This window comes from Kitasatospora sp. NPDC030952 (assembly GCF_055571335.1).
The window spans coordinates 295,248-311,413 of the sequence record NZ_JBVIFM010000004.1; the positions used below are offsets into that span (position 1 = coordinate 295,248).

Sequence of the window (16,166 nt, forward strand, 5' to 3'; positions counted from 1 at the left end):
TCACCGCGGTGGCAGCCACCGCCCGGGCCCGCCCGACGTCCTTCGTCCGCGGAGCGGTCCCGGGAGCGGTCCCGGGAGCGGTCCCGGGAGCGGTCCGGCGAAATTCGCTTGCCGTCCGCCCCGGCGGCGGATGCAATGTCCGCATGATCACGCAGGTGGCCCGCCGCGCCGGTCGGCAGTCCGGGCCGACTGCCACCGGACCGTCAGGCGGGAGACGCCAGCCCATGAGTACGCCACGATCGTCATCCGGCACGGAGCGGGCCGACGGGTCGTCCGTGCCGATCGGCGTGCTCGTCCCGCTGAGCCGGCCGGGCTGGGTCGAGGCGGGCCGGCACCTGCTGGCCGGGCTGGAGACGGCGGTCCGCGACGTCGATGACGCCGGCGGGATCGCCGGTCGGCCGCTCGAACTGCTGGTCCGGGACACCGCGGCCGATCCCCAGCGAGCCACGGCCGCGGTCGACGAACTGGCCCGGCTGGGCGTGGCCGCGATCGCCGGGGAGTACCACAGCGTCGTCGCCCGGGCCGTGGCCGCCCGGGCGGACGCCCTCGGTCTGCCGTACCTCTGCTCCTCGGCCGTCCTCGACACGCTCACCGACGCGCCGACGGACCGGGTCGCCCGGCTGTGCCCGGTGCAGTCCCACGGCTGGCGGATCTACGCGGACCACCTCCTCGGCGCGGGCCACCGCCGGATCGCCGTGGCCACCCAGCCGAGCGTCTACTGGGCCGCCGGGGCCGGCATCCTGCGGGACCACCTCGCGCCGCGCGGCGGCACCGTCGTCGAACTCGACACCGGCGCGCTCTCCCCCGCCGAACTGTGCGAGGAGCTCGTCCGGCACGGCGTGACGGCCTTGCTCCTGCTGGTCGGCATGCCGGAGCCGGCCGTACCGATCGTCCGCGCCGTCCGCCGGGACCAGCGCCTCGCCGAGGTCCTGATCGGTGCCCCGGCGGGGCAGCCGGAGTTCGCGGACTGGCCGGCGCTGTTGGGCGACGAGGGCGCTGGGGTCCCGTTCCTGCGCTACCTGCCCGAGCGGCTCGGCCCGCTCGGCGAGCGGGTCGCGGCGGCCCTGCGGGAGCGGCTGGGCGAGGCGCCGTCCTTCGTCGCCTTCGAGGGCTATGACACCGTCACCGTCCTCGCCGAGGTGCTGCGTTCGGTCGGCGCGGACCGCGACCGCATCGCCGAGGCCTGGTCACACGTCGACGTCGAGGGCACTCGTGGACGGATCCGCTTCACCCGCGCTCCCGGCACGGGCGTCCGGCAGTGGGTCTGGCCCCCGGTCCAGGTCGCCGACCGGGACCCGGCCGCCCCCGACCGCTTCCGCGTCCTGCACACCGGCTGACGGACTCACCGACTGACGGACTGGCCGACTCACCGGCTGACGGACTCATCGACTCACCGAATGCTGGAGAGTCCACCCCACGACGCCTGACGGATCGTTTTCGGTCAGGTGCACCGATCATCCGATCAGGATCTATCGGCGAACTGATCACCCCCGCTAGGGTGCGGCGCATTCCCGCAGTTACGCCCGCCCGCGCCGCCCCGGCGGCGCGGAGCCGACCGATCGGACCGGTGTCGCAGTGACCAGGACCTTCCGCCAGCTGATGACCCGCATGGGACGGGCGGCCGCCACGGTCGCCGTGCTCGCGGCCGCCCTCACCGGCACGACAGCGGCCGGCACCGCCTCCGCCACCGGCGGCTGGAGCTGCTCCGGGGCGCCCGTCCCGAGCGGTTACGTCATCACCATGTACAACCCCGGCGGCTGCAACAACCACGGCGCGTGGTTCCAGCAGCCCGCCCAGAACCGGCTGTGGACCTGCTCCGGCTCCCCGATCGTCTCCGGCTACGTGCTGACGAACTACGACGTCAAGGGCTGCAGCGGCGTCGGCGCCTGGTTCCACGAGCAGGTCCGCAACGGCATCTGGACCTGCCCGTACTCGCCGATCCCGGCCGGCTACCGCAGCACCAGCTACGACGCCCGCGGCTGCGCCGGCCTCGGCGCCTGGCTCACCATCAAGGCCTGAACCACCCCGGTCGGGGGCTGACCAGTCAGCCCCCGACCGGACCGGCGGCGACGCAGAACTCATTGCCCTCCGGGTCCGCCATCACCACGTGGTGCCCGTCGAACTCCGCCAGCACCACCGCGCCCGCCGCCACCAGCCGGGCGGCCTCGGCGCGGATCCGCGCCCAGCGCTCCGCCGGGCCGCCGTGGCCCGGCACCCGGATGTCGATGTGCAGCCGGTTCTTCGCGCTCTTCGGCTCGGGGACCTCGAGGATGGACAGCCGGGGCCCGACCCCGGCCGGGTCGCAGAGCCAGGCGCCGCCGTCCGCCGAGTCGTCCTCCGGCAGGTCGAACTGCGCGAGCCACTCCTCCCGCGTCCGGAACGGGGCGGGCGGCGGCTCGTCCACGTACCCCAGCGCCGTCTTCCAGAACTCGGCGAGCAGCGTCGCGTCCGCGCAGTCGAGGGTCAGATCGATTCCGATGGCCATGGCAGGACGGTACTGCGCACCGCCGACAACCACGCCCGGCGGAGTTCTTACCCGCCTCTTTCACCGCTCTGCCGAACGCCTGACGGACCCCCGGCAAGGTCGTGCCCACACCGACCACCGGACGCCAGGAGGGCACCGCGATGACCACTGACCCGATCGCCACCACCACGAACCGCACCCGCCGGGGCCGGCCGGCCGCCGCGGCACTGGCGGTCCTGGCGGCGGCGCTGCCGCTCACCGCGGTCTCCCCCGCGCAGGCCGCCCCCGCCGGGGCGCAGGCCCGGCCCGCCTGGTGCCCGACCGTCCCCGGCCACCGGGTCGACTGCACCACGATGCGCCGCCCGCTGGTCGCCGACGAGCCGGGCCTGGGCACCATCGGCGTCAGCCACGCCGTGGTGCGCCACAGCCGCCCCGGCCCGGCCCTGGGCACCGTGGCGGTCAACCCGGGTGGCCCCGGGGAGACTCTGATCGACCGCGCCGAGCAGGTGGGCGCGGCGCTCCAGGGGGTGCTGGACGACTACGACGTGCTGCTGCTGGACCCGCGCGGCACCGGCCGCTCCGGCCGGCTGCCCTGTGACGTCACCGAGGCCGAGTACCGCTGGGCCCCGCGGGCCGGCCAGCGCGAACTCGTCGCCGACTGCGCCGAGGAGCTCGGCCCGCGCGCCCGCGCCTACACCAGCGCCGCCACCGCCGACGACCTCGACGCGGCCCGCGAGCGCCTGGGCTCCCCGAAGCTGGTCCTCTACGGCCTGTCGTACGGCACCTACCTGATGCCGGTGTACGCCGATCGCCACCCCGAGCGGGTCGAGTCGATGGTGCTCTCCGGCGCCTACCCGCTCGCCTTCGACTCCCTGGCCCGGCCCGGCGCCCAGCAGGTCTCGCTGACGCTGCGCCGGATCTGCGAGCGCAGCGGCTCCTGCGATGCCGACACCGTGGTGCACGACCTCGCCGCCGTCACCGAGCGGCTGCGCACCCGCCCGCTGAAGGTGACCGCCTCCGTCGGCGGCGAACGGCGCACCGTGCTCTTCACCGAGGACAAGCTCGCCAACCTGATGTACGAGCCCGCCACCCGCGGCACCGGACTGCACCCCGAGGAGCCCGGACTGCTCGGCGCCCTGCCCGCCGCCCTGCACGCCCTGGCCGCGGGCGACGAGGGGCCGCTGTCCGCCCTGGTGCGCAGCCAGGTCGAGGGCACCGGCACCGAGGACCAGGCCTCGTTCCTGGCCGTCACCTGCAACGACTACGCCCGCGCCTGGGACCGGGACGCCCCGCCGGCGGAGCGCCGCCGCCAGTACCGCGCCGCCCTGGCCGCCACCGACCCGGCCGACTTCGGGGCGTTCAGCGCCAAGGGCTGGGCCGCCGGCCAGACCGACGGCGGGGACAACTGCCTGGACTGGCCGCGCCGGGGCACCGCCCGCCCGCAGCCGACCGACCTGAGGAACCTGCCCGACGTACCCGTCCTGGTGCTCTCCGGGGACCTCGACACCAACACCCCCGAGGCCAACTCCCGCCTGTCGGCAGCCCAGTTCAAGCACAGCTCGGTCGTCTCGGTGCCCAACACCGGGCACGTCCCCGAGCTGGAGTCCACCGGCTGCACCCTGGGGATCTCCAGTCACTTCATCCGCACCGGCGAGGTCGGCGACACCTCCTGCCTGGCCGAGGTGCCGCCGGTGGCGGTCGTCCCCGTCCCCCGCTGACCACCGACCGCCGACCTCCGACCACCGACCGGCCACCCCGATCGACCTGACCACGCCCACCACCAGCGAAGATGACGCCATGACAGATCCCACCACCGCCCGGCGCACCGTCCTGGTCGTCGAGGACGACCCCGGTGTCCGCAACACCCTCGACCACCTGCTCCGCTTCGAGGGCTACCGGGTGCTCACCACCGCCGACGGCCAGGAGGCCCTGGAACTCCTGGAGCACCGGCGCCCCGACCTCGCGGTGGTGGACGTGGTCATGCCCCGGCTGGACGGCCTCGCGCTCTGCCGGATGCTGCGCCGGCGCGGCGACCGGCTGCCCGTCCTGGTCCTCACCGCCCGCCACCAGCTCGGCGACCGGGTCGCCGGGCTGGACGCGGGCGCCGACGACTACCTCGCCAAGCCCTTCGCCACCGAGGAACTCCTGGCCCGGATACGCGCCCTGCTGCGCCGCACCGAACCGATCGGCGGCGAGAGCGCCGAACTCGGCCTCGACGACCTCGCCCTGGACCCGGCCGCCCGCCGGGCCCACCGGGCCGGGCGTCGACTCGACCTCACCAAGACCGAGTTCGACCTGCTGGAACTGCTGCTGCGCAACCAGGGCACGGTGCTGACCCGCCACCAGATCTACGAGCGGATCTGGGGCTACGACTTCGACACCGACTCCCGCTCGCTCGACGTCTACGTCGGCTACCTGCGCCGCAAGACCGAGGAGCACGGCGCACCCCGACTGATCCACACCGTGCGCAACGTCGGCTACACCGCCCGGACCGCCTGATGCTGCGCACCAGGATCGGCCTGGTCGTCCTCGCCTCCGTACTGCTGGCCATCGCCGTCCCGGTCGTCTCCGCCTACCGCGGCGTCAGCACCCTGGTCGCCGACCAGCTCGACCGGAGCCTGGCGGACCGGACCGACACCGTGCTCGCCGCCCTGGACCTCGACCGCGTCCCGGCCGCCCGGCCGGACACCGTCGAGCAGTTGCTGGCCCCCGACGGCACCGCCCGCCCGCTCACTCCGGGCGCGGCGGCGCTGCCGGTCTCGGACCGGGCCCGGGCGGTGGCCCGCGCCGGGCAGGGCTCCCACCAGGAGGACGCCACCGTCGACGGCACCCCGTACGGCATCCTCACCACGGCCCGACCGGACGGGCGGGGCGCGCTGATGGTCGGCCAGACCTACGCCGGCGCGGAGGCCGTCGACGACGCCTTCCTGCTCCGGATCACCTGGACCAGCGCCGCGGCGGCGGCCGGCTCCGCACTGCTCAGCTGGCTCGTCCTCGGCCGCATCCTGCGCCCGGTGCGGCGCCTGGCCCACGCCGCCGAGCACATCACCACCACCCGGGACCTGGCCACCCCGCTGCCCGCCGCCGGGCGCGACGAGGTCGGCCGGCTCACCCGGGCCTTCGAGTCGATGGTCGGCGCGCTGCGCCGATCCCGGGAGCAGCAGCAGCGCCTGGTGCAGGACGCCAGCCATGAGCTGCGCACCCCGCTGACCTCGGTGCGCGGCTGCGCCGAACTCCTCCAGCGGGCGCGCGGCCGGCTCGCCGCCGAGGACGAGGAGCAGATCCTCGCCACACTGGTCACCGAGACCGTAGCGCTGGACGAACTCGTCCGGGAGCTGGTCGAGTTGGCCACCGACCAGTGGACGGCGGAGGCCCCGGAGCCGGTCGACCTTTCGGCCGCCGCCGAGGACAGCGCCCGGCGCTTCCAGCGCCGTACCGGCCGGGAGATCACCGTCAGCGCGGACGGGCCGGTGCCGGTGCTGGCCCGGCCGCGGGCGGTGCAGCGCTGCGTGGACAACCTGGTCGGCAACGCGGTCAAGTTCAGCCCGGAGGGCAGCCCGGTGGAGATCCACGTCACCGGCGCCCGGCTGGCGGTGCGCGACCACGGTCCGGGCATCGCCCCCGGCGACCGGCAGGTCGTCTTCGAGCGCTTCTACCGTGCGGCCGGCACCCAGTCCACCCCGGGCTCGGGGCTGGGCCTGGCGATCGTCCACGACCTGGTCGCCGCCGACCACGGCACCGTCTTCGCCGACGCCGCCCCCTCCGGCGGAGCCGAGGTCGGCTTCCGGCTGCCGCCTGCCCCGGCCACCACCTGAGAAGACGCCAGGGGCCGCCCTCGGCCGGACAGGGCCTACAACCAGCCGCGCTCGTCGGCGACCCGCAGGGCCTCGGTGCGGTTGCGGCTGCCGGTCTTGGCGATGGCCGCGGAGAAGTAGTTGCGGACGGTGCCCTCGGAGAGGTAGAGCTTCCCGGCGATCTCGGCGACTCCGGCGCCGGAGCGGGAGGCGTTGAGGACGTCGCGTTCGCGGGCGGTCAGCGGGGAGGCCCCGGCGGCGAGGGTGGCGGCGGCCAGTTCCGGGTCCACCACCCGCTCCCCCGCCGCGACCCGGCGGATGGCATCCGCGAGCACCTCGGCCGGGGCGTCCTTGACCACGAAGCCGAGCGCGCCCGCCTCCATGGCCCGGCGCAGGTAGCCGGCCCGGCCGAAGGTGGTGAGGATGACCACCTGGCAGCCGGGCACCTGTTGGGCGAGCACGGCGGCCGCCGCCAGGCCGTCCAGTCCGGGCATCTCGATGTCCAGCAGGGCGACGTCCGGCCGGTGCTCGCGGGCGGCCTCGACCACCTGGTCGCCGCGTCCGACGGCGGCGACCACCTGGAAGTCGTCCTCCAGGTCGAGCAGGGCGCGCAGCGCGGTGCGGACCAGCTCCTGGTCCTCCGCGAGCAGCAGTCGGATCGTCATGTCGTCCCTTCGGGGCGGGTGCCGGATCGGGGCTCGGGCGGCCGGACGGTGACCAGCAGTCGCCATCCGCGCGGGTCGAGCGGGCCGGCCTCGACCGTACCGCCCGCCGCCGTGACCCGTTCCCGCAGCCCGGTCAGGCCCTTGCCGCCGCCGACCAGGCCGCCGCCGGGGCCGCTGCCCGGGCCGTCGTCGCGGATCTCCACCGACGTCGCGCTGAGCAGCACGGAGCAGCGGGCGGCGCGGGCGTGCCGGACGACGTTGGTGATGCCCTCGCGCAGCACCCAGCCGAAGAGTTCGCGGTGTGCCGGCCCGACCGCGTCGGCCGCCGAGGGCAGGTCGGCCACCACCCCGGCGGCGCGCAGCAGTTCGCGGCCGCGGGCGAGTTCGCCGGTCACGGTGACCTCGCGGTAGCCGGTGACGGCGGCGCGCACGTCGGCGAGGGCCTGCCGGGAGAGCGTCTCCACGGCCGTCATCTCGGCCACCGCCTGGTCCACGTCCTTGACCGCCAGCCGTTGGGCGAGCCGGGACTTGACGGTGATCGCGGTGAGCGAGTGGCCGAGCAGATCGTGCAGGTCGCGGGCGATCCGGTTGCGTTCGGCCTCGGAGGCGAGGCGGGCGACCTCGGCCCGGGCGGCCACCAGGGCCTGATTGGTGGCGGCGATCTCGGCGAAGGCGCCGCAGGTGAGCGAGGTGAACAGCAGCGCCAGCGCCTGGAATCCGCCGGGCCCGGTGTGCCAGGCGGGCACCGCCCAGGGCACCAGCAGGGCGGCGAGCGCTCCGGCGGCCGCGGCCTTGAGGGCGTGGCGGCCCCACAGCACCGCGACCGCGGAGACGAGGACGGTGGCGAGGTAGAAGGCGTTCTCGTGGGCGGACGGCAGCGCGGCCAGGAACAGGGCGGCCATCGCCGCCAGCAGCGCCTTGATCCACCGCGCCCGGTGCCGGCCCCCGGCGCGCCCCATGACGATCGCGAGAAGCACGTAGCAGAGGCAGAACGCGACCACCACGGCGTACCCGGCGAGCGCCGCCGACCCGCCGACATTGCCGCTCATCGCCACCGCGGTGAGCGCCGGGAAGACCAGCATCCCGGTGCCCAGCAGGATCCGTCGCACTCCGCCCGCCCAGGGCCGGCCGGGCGCGGGCGGGCTCTCCTGCCCCGGGGTGCTCTCGCGGTCGAGGTCGGTCACGCTCGCGTCCTTCCTCAGGGCCGGGCGGCGAACAGCGTGCGCAACCGCCGTCCGTTGATCACCACGGCCACCCCCAGCAGGGCGAGGCCGCACAGGCCCTGTTCGATCTTCATCCAGACCGGGAAGACGCCCGGCACGGCGATGATCGCAGCAATCGCGACCAGCATCACCCCGGAGATGATCCGCAGCCGCCGGAAGGCGCCGTGGGAGCCGCCGGCCGCACGGACGGTGAGCAGCAGGGTGACGGCGGCCCCGGCCAGCACCAGGATGCCGCGGATCCACACGGCCGGGGTGATCAGGTCGGTGTGCGAGCGGAGCGCGAAGGCGGCCACCATCGTGGCGGCGCTGAGCCCGAGGTAGACGGCCACGCACCGGCGTACGGTGCGGAAGGCCCGACGGGTGTCCGGGTGGTGCAGGTCGGTGGAGGTCATGCCCTCATCGTGGCCGCCGCCCGGTGCCCGGCGGCAGTGTGCTGCCACACCCCCGCACCATGACAATTGTCAGCCGTGTCCGGCCGGAGCTCCGCCCTGGGCGGCGGGGTGCCATTCGGCGAGGAGGATGGTGGCGTCGTCGGTGAGGCGGCCGTTCTGGTGGTCGAGGATCGTGCGGATCAGGCGGTGCAGGGCCTCCGGTGCGGCCTCGCCGGCGGCGGTGGCGCGGACGACGGTGTCGATCAGGCGGGCCTCGCCGAAGAGTTCTCCGGACGGGCCCCGGCCGTCGGTGACGCCGTCGGTGTGGATCAGGAGGCGGTCGCCGGGTTCCAGTTGGGCGTGGTCGACGCGGAAGGTGGGGGCGGGGTACTCGGGGCCCAGGCCGAGCGGGAGTTGGGCGGGCCGGGTCAGGGCGTTGGGGACGACGCGGTGGCGGCGGATCAGGAGTGGGGCGGGGTGGCCGAAGTTGGCCCAGGTGAGGCGGCCGGTGGCGAGGTCGAGTTGGGCGAAGACGGCGGTGAGCAGCCGCTCGGGCGCCCAGGTGGCGAGGGCCTGGTCCACCGCGGCGGCGATCCCGGCCAGGCCCGCGTCGATGCGGCGGGCGCAGCGGTAGCTCGCCAGGGCGAGGGCCGAGGACAGGCCGGAGGCGACGTCGTGGCCCATCGCGTCGATGACGCCGAGGTGCAGGTGCCGCTCGTCCAGGGCGTGGTCGAAGGCGTCGCCCCCGATCTCGTAGGCCGGTTCCAGGACGGCGCTGGAGGTGACCTCGGCGGTGCCGATGGTCAGGGGCGGCATGAAGGCCCAGGCGAGTTCGGCCTGGAGGCTCATCGGGCGGGTGCGGACCAGCTTCAGGACGGCGTCGCTGGTGGCCGCCTTGGAGGCGGTGACCAGCGCGACGAGACGCGCGAGGGTGTGGCAGCGGGAGAGGGTGGCGGCGTCGAGGGCGTCGGCGGTCAGCCGCAGGACGCCGATCCGCTCCCTGCCGTTCAGCAGCGGCAGCCACAGCGTGAGGTGGTCCTCGGAGGAGATGCGCACCGACTGGGTCCGGTAGGCCCAGCCGCCGAGGGTGCCCTCGATGCCCTCCGGCTCCCGCGTGCCCTCCCCGGCCGGCTCCGGCCCTGGGGTGGCGGGCAGCGGGACCAGGTGGATCTGCTGGACGTCGGCCAGGTAGACGGCGGCACCGGCCAGGCCCATGGTCCTGGCCGCGTGGTCCACCAGGGGGGCCAGCTCGACGGGGGCCGCCCGGTGGGCCCGGTCGAGCAGGTCGCCGAGGAGCCGGCCGAAGGCCGCGTCGTCCATACCCACCACCGTGCTCCGCACCGCGCACCCTCGCCAGCCGGTGGGCGCACCGGCCGGCGGGTGGGGCTCAGCGGCTCCGGAGGGAGGGTCTGTCCGGCGGGTCTTCGCGCGCCCGGCACGATCCGCCGGACGGGCCCCACGGCTCAGCCGAGCCGGACCCGGGTGCACCTGGTCACGTACGGCATGGCGATCTCGTCCCGGCCGGCCACCCCGGGGTGGGTGGCGAGCAGGTGCTCGACGTCGGCGAGCAGACGGGCGCGTTCGGCCTCGGGCAGGGCGATGACGTAGCTGCGGGAGGCGACCATGTCGAGGAGGCCGGCCGGGGTGGTGGGGTGTTCCCAGCGGATCTCCAGCCGCTCGGGGGCGCCGAAGGGCGCGGGCACGTCGGGTGCGCTGTCGATCTGCTGCCGGTTGGAGCGGTGCATCAGGGCGCCGAGGGCGGCGGCCCAGGGCTCGGTCTCGTCGCGGATGTTCCAGATCAGGGCGAGGGTGCCGCCGGGGGCGAGCACCCGGGCGATCTCGGGTACGGCGGTGGCCTGGTCGAACCAGTGCCAGGCCTGGGCGACCACCACCGTGTCCACGCTGGCGTCGGGCAGCGGGATGCGTTCGGCGGTGCCGGCCCGCACCGCCGCCTTGGGGACGGCGGCGGCGAGCCGGTCGCGCATGCCCTGATCGGGTTCGACCGCGACCACGTCCAGCCCGGCGTCGACCAGCAGCCTGGTCAGCTTGCCCGTCCCGGCGCCCAGGTCGAGCACCCGGCGGGCCTCGCGCGGTACGGCGGAGCCGATCAGTGCCTGCGGGTAGCCGGGCCGGCCGTGCTGGTAGGAGGAGGCGGCGAGGCCGAAGGAGCGGGCGCGCAGCCGTCCGGCCCAGTGGCGGGTCGCGCCCTGCCTGGTCATTCCGCAGGCCCGGCCGATCTCCTCCCAGGTGGCGTGGCGGCCGCGGCGCAGTTCCTCGACCAGTTCGGTGCGCCGTTCCTCCAGTGCGTCGATCGTCCGGGACAGCCGCCGCAGGCCGTCCAGTCCGCCGTCGCCCGCCACGTCCTCCGCCACCCGTCGACCGGGGTCATCGATGTCCATGGCCCGCACTCTAGGGACCGGACGGAGGCTACGTCAACGGTCATTGCCGTGCGGAGCAACAGATGTTGCGGCATGCCGACGCGCGCCACGTCCCCCGCAGGAGTGATCAACAGGCCCCGGCGGCCGGACGTAGCACGAACTAGCTCCCGATCGTGGCGACTTGGCCCGGAAACCCTTCACATGAGCGAATCCCGGCCGGGTTGCCGGTGCGCGGGCGGCCGGGCGAGAAGCCTGGTGACCGGGCGGTGACCGAGCGGACTGCGACAGGTGTGCGAGATGTCTGGCATGTCCGGCAAGTTGCCACAAGTCGGTTGACGGACAGTATTTTTGAGTTTCGGTCAGGATGTCCTGAACTTGGCTATGCTGCAGCACCACGCCTCCGGAGCCGGTCGTCGCCCGTCCCCGTTCTGTTCCGATCGTTTGAGGATTGCCGAATGCTTCGAGCTGGATCGTCATCCGCCAGACGGCGCCCCGCGCCCCTGCTCGGCTGGCTGCTGCCCACCGCCGTGATGGCGGCGGCGGTCGCGGTCGCCGCGGTGGTGGTGTCCGCCGGAGCCCGGGCCCAGGTGCTGTGGTGCGGGGCGACGGCCACCGTGCTGGTCGCCGTGGTGGCCGCCGAATCCGCCCGCCGCGGGCGGGCCCTCGCCGAACTGAGCGACGAACACACGCGCCAGGTCGACCTGTTGAACCGCAAGCTGGCCGGGCAGGAGGACGAGATCGAGCGGATGGCCACCGGCGAGCTGCGCCGACTGGTGGGCGGCGCCCGGTACGGGTCGTCCATCGACGTGCTGCTCCAGCCCTTCCAGCGCCCCAACGCGCTGCTGTCACAGAGGTTCCGCCGCTCGCTGGAGCTGGTGGTGCGCGGCATCGCCCAGGCCGTCGACGACGAGGTCAGCCGGCGCGACTCCGCCGAGCGCGCCTTCGTCAACCTGGCCCGGCGGGTGCAGGCGATCATCCACCGCCAGGCCAAGGACCTGCGGGAGATGGAGGACCGGCACGGCAACGACCCGGCGGTCTTCGACGACCTGCTGCGCCTGGACCACGGCAACGCCCTGGTCGGCCGCCTCGCCGACTCCATCGCCGTGCTCTCCGGCGCCCGGCCCGGCCGCCAGTGGACCCGACCGATCGCCCTCTACAGCGTGCTGCGCGGCGGGATGTCCCGGATCCTCGAGTACCAGCGGGTCGACCTCCACCCGGTGGCCCAGATCTCGGTCACCGGACCGGCCGTCGAACCCCTGATCCACGCCGTGGCCGAGCTGCTCGACAACGCCACCCGCTACTCCCCGCCGCACACCCACGTCCACCTGAGTGCCTCGGAAGTGCAGAGCGGGATAGCGATCGAGGTCGAGGACGGCGGGCTCGGGCTCACCGACGAGGCCCGGATCCGGGCCGAGCGCTCGATGCGCGAGGCCATGGTCTCCAAGGACTTCGACGACCTCACCGAGTCCCCACGACTGGGCTTCGCCATCCTCGGCCGGCTCTGCCAGGCGTACGGCTTCCAGGTGTCGCTGCGCCGCTCCGCGTACGGCGGCGTGCGCGCCGTCCTGGTGGTGCCGCAGGAGCTGCTCACCACCGCGCCCCCGACCGGGCGCGCGCACGGCATCGGCGCCTTCTCCGGCCCGCGCCCGCTCCCGGCCAACCCGCCCCGGCACGCGGCCCCGGCCCGTCCCTGGGGCGCCCGGACCACCGGCGCCGGCCCGTCCGCCGGGCTGGGGCAGACGTCCGGGCTGGGCCAGACGTCCGGACTCGGGCAGACCGCCGGGCTGGGGCAGTCGGCGGGTGTCGGGCCGTCCTTCGGCTCGACCAGCCCGTGGGGGCCGCCGCCGTCCGGCGCGACCGGCGGGGACGACGAGGTGATCGTCACCGAGCGCACCGCGAACGGCCTGCCCCAACGCCGCCGCAGCAACGTCACCGGCCGGGCCGCCTTCGCCACGCCCGCACGCGGCACCGCCCAGCCCAGCGGCCCGACGGCCGGACCCGCGGCCGGACCGGCCGCCCCGGCGCCGCGCCCCAAGAAGCAGCCCGGCCTGTGGCTGGAGGCCTTCATGGAGGGCTACAAGGGCACCGGCGGTACCGAGAAGAGCACCGGCCCCGACAGCACCAGGTCGAACGGCACCAGGTCGAACAGCGACACCGGGCCCAGCAGCACCGCACCGAACAGCGCCGGACAGACCAGTAGTGAAGAGACGGCAGGGAAAGGCGAGCAGTGATTCCGCACCGCAGCAACATGGACTGGATCCTCAACGACCTCGCACACAGCGTCCCGTACGTGCGCCACGTCATCGTGCTCTCCGCCGACGGCCTGCGGATCGCCCAGTACGGCGCCGACCCGGACACCGCCGACCGGCTGGCCGCCGCCTGCGCAGGACTGCAGAGCCTGGCCGCCGCCGTCGGGCACGAGTTCCCGCACGGCAACGGCGCGATGAAGCTGGTCGTCATCGAGGTGGACGGCGGCTACTTCTACCTGATGTCGGCCGGTGAACGCGCCTACCTCGCCGTGCTCGCCGACGAGGGCGTGGACGCCGGGCTGGTCAGCCACCAGATGCGCGACCTGGTGGACCGGATCGGCGAGCACCTCTCCACCCCGCCACGCAACCCGGAGGCGGTCGCGTGACCCGCCCCACGACGACCCGCCCCACGACGACCCGGCCCGCGACGAAGCGCCACGCGACGACCCGGCCCGCGGACCCGGGCCCCGGGGCGGGCACGTGAACGAGCACAGTGAGGCAGTGACATGACCGCCGAGCAGGGCGGCTGGGACGGACCCGAGCCCGATCGCCTGTACGTGATCACCCGCGGCCGCAGCGGCCCCTCCGGGCCGGGCGTCTTCGACCTGGTCACCCTGATCGTCTCCCTCGCGGAACCGACCCCCGCCATGCAGCCCGAGCACGCGGCCATCCTGCGCCTGTGCCGCTCGCCGCTGTCGGTGGCGGAGGTCTCCGCCTACCTCGAACTGCCCACGAGCGTGGTCACCGTCCTGCTGGCGGACCTGCTCGACGACGGGCACATCGAGGCCCGCGCCGCGATCCCGGCGGCCGAACTCCCCGACCGTGCCCTGTTGGAGGCGGTGATCCATGGACTTCAGCGGCTCTGACACGGTCGTCGGCCCGGCGAGCACGGACCTGCTGCCGAACACCGTCACCACGGCGGTCAAGGTGGTGATCGTCGGCGGGTTCGGGGTCGGCAAGACCACCCTGGTCGGCGCGGTCAGCGAGATCCGCCCGCTGACCACCGAGGAGACCATGACCCAGGCCGGGGTCGGTGTGGACGACCCCACCGGGGTCGAGCGCAAGACCTCCACCACCGTCGCCATGGACTTCGGCCGGATCAGCATCAGCGACAAGCTCGTGCTGTACGTCTTCGGCACCCCCGGGCAGGAGCGGTTCTGGTTCCTCTGGAACGGCCTGTTCGAGGGGGCGCTCGGCGCGGTGGTGCTGGTGGACACCCGCCGGCTGGAGGTCAGCTTCGAGGTGATCGGCCGGCTGGAGGACCGCGGCGTGCCCTTCGTGGTGGCCGTCAACGGCTTCCCGGAGGCGCCCAGTTACCCGCTGGACGAGCTGCGCCAGGCGCTCGATCTGCCGGCCGAGGTGCCGATCATCGCCTGCGACGCCCGCAGCCGGGAGTCCAGCCGGGACACCCTGATGACGCTGATGCGCTACCTCTACGAACTGGCCGCGCCGCCCGCCGGCTGACCGCCCGCCGCCCCTCCCCCGACCACGTCCGATTCCGCCCCTACGCCCCACACCCCTACGACCTGCGACCCTCGCGACCGGAGACCTTGTGACCACCCCGTTCCCCGACGACGCCGCCCCCGTCCCGCCGCCCGGCTGCCCCGCCCACGGGCGCGCGATCGAGCCGGTCGGCCCCGGCGGACTGCGCCGGCTGTACGGCCCGGAGGCCGAGGCCGACCCGGCGGGCCTGTACGAGAAGCTGCGCGCCGAGCACGGCGACGTCGCCCCGGTGCTGCTGCACGGCGACCAGCGGGCCTGGCTGATCCTCGGCCACGGCGCCAACATCACCGCGATGCGCACCCCGTCGCTGTTCTCCCGCGACTCCCGGCTGTGGAGTGCCTTCCGCAACGACGAGGTGCCGCCCGACTCCCCGCTGCTGCCGGTGGTCGCCTGGCAGCCGATCTGCGTGTTCGCCGACGGCGAGGAGCACCGCCGGCTGCGCAACGCCGTGCTGGACGGCCTGAACGGCTTCGACCGGCGCGGCATCCGTCGCCACGTCCGCCGCTTCACCACCGACCTGGTCCAGGTGGTCGGGCCGACCGGCCGGGCCGAGCTGATCACCCAGTTCGCCGAGCACCTGCCGATGCTGGTGATGACCAAGCTGCTCGGCATGCCGGACGAGTACGGCCCCCAACTCGTCGACGCCGCACGGGACCTGATGAAGGGCACCGAGACGGCGATCGCCAGCAACGAGTACGTGGTGGCCAGCCTGCGCCGCACCATCGCGATCAAGCACGAGTCCCCCGGCGACGACCTGACCAGCCGGCTGCTCGCCCACCCGGCCAAGCTCAGCGACGACGAGGTGATGGAGCACCTGCGGGTGGTGCTGCTGGCCGCCAACGAGACGACCGTCAACCTGATCGCCGACTCGCTGAAGATGGTGCTCACCGACCCGCGCTTCCGCGCTCACCTGTCCGGCGGCCAGATGACCCTGGGCGAGGCGCTCGACCAGGTGCTCTGGGACTCCCCTCCGATGTCCCTGGTCGCCGGGCGCTGGGCGACCGCCGACACCGAGCTGGGCGGCCAGCAGATCCGGGCCGGGGACCTCCTGCTGCTCGGCCTCGCCGCGGGCAACGTCGACCCGGTGGTCCGGCCCGACCTCACCACCCCGCTGTACGGCAACCGCTCCCACCTGTCCTTCGGGGCCGGGCCGCACGAGTGCCCCGGCCAGGACATCGGACGGCACGTCGCCGAGGCCGGCATCGACATCCTGCTCACCCTCCTCCCGGACCTCCGACTGGCCGTCCCCGAGGAGGAGCTGACCTGGAGCTCGGCCTGGATCTCGCGCCATCTCACCGCGTTGCCGGTGGAGTTCACCGCCCACGAGATCGAGCCCGACCCGGAGTCGGTGGCCGAGGCCGAGCGGGTGAAGGAGGAACGGGAACTGGCCGCCCGGGCCCTGGAGGCCGCCCAGCGAGCCGCGGCCACCCCCGCTCCCCCGGCCACCGCCACCGTCCCGGCGCAGCGGCGCAACTGGTGGGACGTGCTCACCGGCCTGTTCCGGCGCTGACCCCGCCCG

At 74.5% G+C, this 16,166-nt stretch carries 16 protein-coding genes; 10 read left to right on the plus strand and 6 right to left on the minus strand.

The annotated features are described in order from the left end of the window. Window positions 1-224 precede the first annotated feature (224 nt). On the plus strand, window positions 225-1,337 hold the full coding sequence (locus tag ACZ47G_RS10975; RefSeq protein ID WP_465741161.1) for an ABC transporter substrate-binding protein: 1,113 nt from the start codon (window positions 225-227) through the stop codon (window positions 1,335-1,337). Between the two features lie 238 nt (window positions 1,338-1,575). Beyond that, the gene (locus tag ACZ47G_RS10980; RefSeq protein ID WP_465741163.1) at window positions 1,576-2,019 is read left to right on the plus strand and encodes a hypothetical protein; all 444 of its coding nucleotides are present in this window, start codon (window positions 1,576-1,578) and stop codon (window positions 2,017-2,019) included. Between the two features lie 25 nt (window positions 2,020-2,044). On the opposite strand, the gene ACZ47G_RS10985 is transcribed toward ACZ47G_RS10980, so the two are convergent. After that, entirely contained in the window at window positions 2,045-2,485 is a 441-nt protein-coding gene (locus tag ACZ47G_RS10985) for a VOC family protein (RefSeq protein ID WP_465741165.1), read from the minus strand. Between the two features lie 140 nt (window positions 2,486-2,625). Between ACZ47G_RS10985 and ACZ47G_RS10990 the strand changes: the two genes are divergently transcribed. The 3 genes from ACZ47G_RS10990 (at window position 2,626) to ACZ47G_RS11000 (ending at window position 6,279) form a co-directional block, all read left to right on the plus strand. Next, on the plus strand, window positions 2,626-4,182 hold the full coding sequence (locus ACZ47G_RS10990) for an alpha/beta fold hydrolase (RefSeq protein WP_465741167.1): 1,557 nt from the start codon (window positions 2,626-2,628) through the stop codon (window positions 4,180-4,182). Window positions 4,183-4,261: 79 nt separating this feature from the next. Beyond that, window positions 4,262-4,963: a response regulator transcription factor gene (locus ACZ47G_RS10995; RefSeq protein ID WP_465741169.1), complete on the plus strand. Its 702-nt coding sequence runs from the start codon at window positions 4,262-4,264 to the stop codon at window positions 4,961-4,963. After that, a complete protein-coding gene (locus ACZ47G_RS11000) occupies window positions 4,963-6,279 on the plus strand; it encodes a sensor histidine kinase (protein ID WP_465741172.1) in 1,317 nt (438 codons plus the stop codon). Before ACZ47G_RS10995 ends, ACZ47G_RS11000 begins: the two co-directional genes overlap by 1 nt. Window positions 6,280-6,314: 35 nt before the next feature. On the opposite strand, the gene ACZ47G_RS11005 is transcribed toward ACZ47G_RS11000, so the two are convergent. From ACZ47G_RS11005 to ACZ47G_RS11025, 5 genes are all read right to left on the minus strand, one after another. Next, on the minus strand, window positions 6,315-6,923 hold the full coding sequence (locus ACZ47G_RS11005) for a response regulator transcription factor (RefSeq protein ID WP_465741174.1): 609 nt from the start codon (window positions 6,921-6,923) through the stop codon (window positions 6,315-6,317). After that, window positions 6,920-8,107 (minus strand): sensor histidine kinase, encoded by a 1,188-nt coding sequence (locus ACZ47G_RS11010; RefSeq protein ID WP_465741176.1) that lies wholly within the window; start codon window positions 8,105-8,107, stop codon window positions 6,920-6,922. The genes ACZ47G_RS11005 and ACZ47G_RS11010 overlap by 4 nt, the downstream gene beginning before the upstream one ends. A 14-nt stretch (window positions 8,108-8,121) precedes the next feature. Then, window positions 8,122-8,538: a hypothetical protein gene (locus ACZ47G_RS11015; RefSeq protein WP_465741178.1), complete on the minus strand. Its 417-nt coding sequence runs from the start codon at window positions 8,536-8,538 to the stop codon at window positions 8,122-8,124. A 69-nt stretch (window positions 8,539-8,607) separates the two neighbouring features. After that, entirely contained in the window at window positions 8,608-9,837 is a 1,230-nt protein-coding gene (locus tag ACZ47G_RS11020; RefSeq protein WP_465741180.1) for a PP2C family protein-serine/threonine phosphatase, read from the minus strand. Between the two features lie 143 nt (window positions 9,838-9,980). After that, window positions 9,981-10,916, minus strand: coding sequence for a class I SAM-dependent methyltransferase (locus tag ACZ47G_RS11025; RefSeq protein WP_465741182.1), 936 nt, complete (start codon window positions 10,914-10,916; stop codon window positions 9,981-9,983). A gap of 434 nt (window positions 10,917-11,350) precedes the next feature. Between ACZ47G_RS11025 and ACZ47G_RS11030 the strand changes: the two genes are divergently transcribed. The 5 genes from ACZ47G_RS11030 (at window position 11,351) to ACZ47G_RS11050 (ending at window position 16,157) form a co-directional block, all read left to right on the plus strand. Next, window positions 11,351-13,126, plus strand: a complete 1,776-nt coding sequence (locus tag ACZ47G_RS11030; protein ID WP_465741184.1) for an ATP-binding protein — start codon at window positions 11,351-11,353, stop codon at window positions 13,124-13,126. Window positions 13,127-13,143: 17 nt separating this feature from the next. Continuing rightward, a complete protein-coding gene (locus ACZ47G_RS11035; RefSeq protein WP_380462758.1) occupies window positions 13,144-13,530 on the plus strand; it encodes a roadblock/LC7 domain-containing protein in 387 nt (128 codons plus the stop codon). A 120-nt stretch (window positions 13,531-13,650) separates the two neighbouring features. Beyond that, the gene (locus ACZ47G_RS11040) at window positions 13,651-14,010 is read left to right on the plus strand and encodes a DUF742 domain-containing protein (RefSeq protein ID WP_465741186.1); all 360 of its coding nucleotides are present in this window, start codon (window positions 13,651-13,653) and stop codon (window positions 14,008-14,010) included. Next, window positions 13,991-14,608 (plus strand): GTP-binding protein, encoded by a 618-nt coding sequence (locus ACZ47G_RS11045; protein WP_465741188.1) that lies wholly within the window; start codon window positions 13,991-13,993, stop codon window positions 14,606-14,608. Before ACZ47G_RS11040 ends, ACZ47G_RS11045 begins: the two co-directional genes overlap by 20 nt. Window positions 14,609-14,696: 88 nt before the next feature. Further along, complete coding sequence (locus ACZ47G_RS11050; protein WP_465741190.1) at window positions 14,697-16,157, plus strand: cytochrome P450 family protein; 1,461 nt, start codon at window positions 14,697-14,699, stop codon at window positions 16,155-16,157. The last annotated feature ends 9 nt before the right edge of the window (window positions 16,158-16,166 follow it).

Bases quoted from the DNA above. Each gene is read 5' to 3' on its own strand.
- ACZ47G_RS10975 (WP_465741161.1), top strand. From the start codon at position 225: ATGAGTACGCCACGATCGTCATCCGGCACGGAGCGGGCCGACGGGTCG.
- ACZ47G_RS10985 (WP_465741165.1), bottom strand. From the start codon at position 2,485: ATGGCCATCGGAATCGATCTGACCCTCGACTGCGCGGACGCGACGCTG.
- ACZ47G_RS10990 (WP_465741167.1), top strand. From the start codon at position 2,626: ATGACCACTGACCCGATCGCCACCACCACGAACCGCACCCGCCGGGGC.
- ACZ47G_RS10995 (WP_465741169.1), top strand. From the start codon at position 4,262: ATGACAGATCCCACCACCGCCCGGCGCACCGTCCTGGTCGTCGAGGAC.
- ACZ47G_RS11000 (WP_465741172.1), top strand. From the start codon at position 4,963: ATGCTGCGCACCAGGATCGGCCTGGTCGTCCTCGCCTCCGTACTGCTG.
- ACZ47G_RS11005 (WP_465741174.1), bottom strand. From the start codon at position 6,923: ATGACGATCCGACTGCTGCTCGCGGAGGACCAGGAGCTGGTCCGCACC.
- ACZ47G_RS11015 (WP_465741178.1), bottom strand. From the start codon at position 8,538: ATGACCTCCACCGACCTGCACCACCCGGACACCCGTCGGGCCTTCCGC.
- ACZ47G_RS11020 (WP_465741180.1), bottom strand. From the start codon at position 9,837: ATGGACGACGCGGCCTTCGGCCGGCTCCTCGGCGACCTGCTCGACCGG.
- ACZ47G_RS11025 (WP_465741182.1), bottom strand. From the start codon at position 10,916: ATGGACATCGATGACCCCGGTCGACGGGTGGCGGAGGACGTGGCGGGC.
- ACZ47G_RS11030 (WP_465741184.1), top strand. From the start codon at position 11,351: ATGCTTCGAGCTGGATCGTCATCCGCCAGACGGCGCCCCGCGCCCCTG.
- ACZ47G_RS11035 (WP_380462758.1), top strand. From the start codon at position 13,144: ATGGACTGGATCCTCAACGACCTCGCACACAGCGTCCCGTACGTGCGC.
- ACZ47G_RS11040 (WP_465741186.1), top strand. From the start codon at position 13,651: ATGACCGCCGAGCAGGGCGGCTGGGACGGACCCGAGCCCGATCGCCTG.
- ACZ47G_RS11045 (WP_465741188.1), top strand. From the start codon at position 13,991: ATGGACTTCAGCGGCTCTGACACGGTCGTCGGCCCGGCGAGCACGGAC.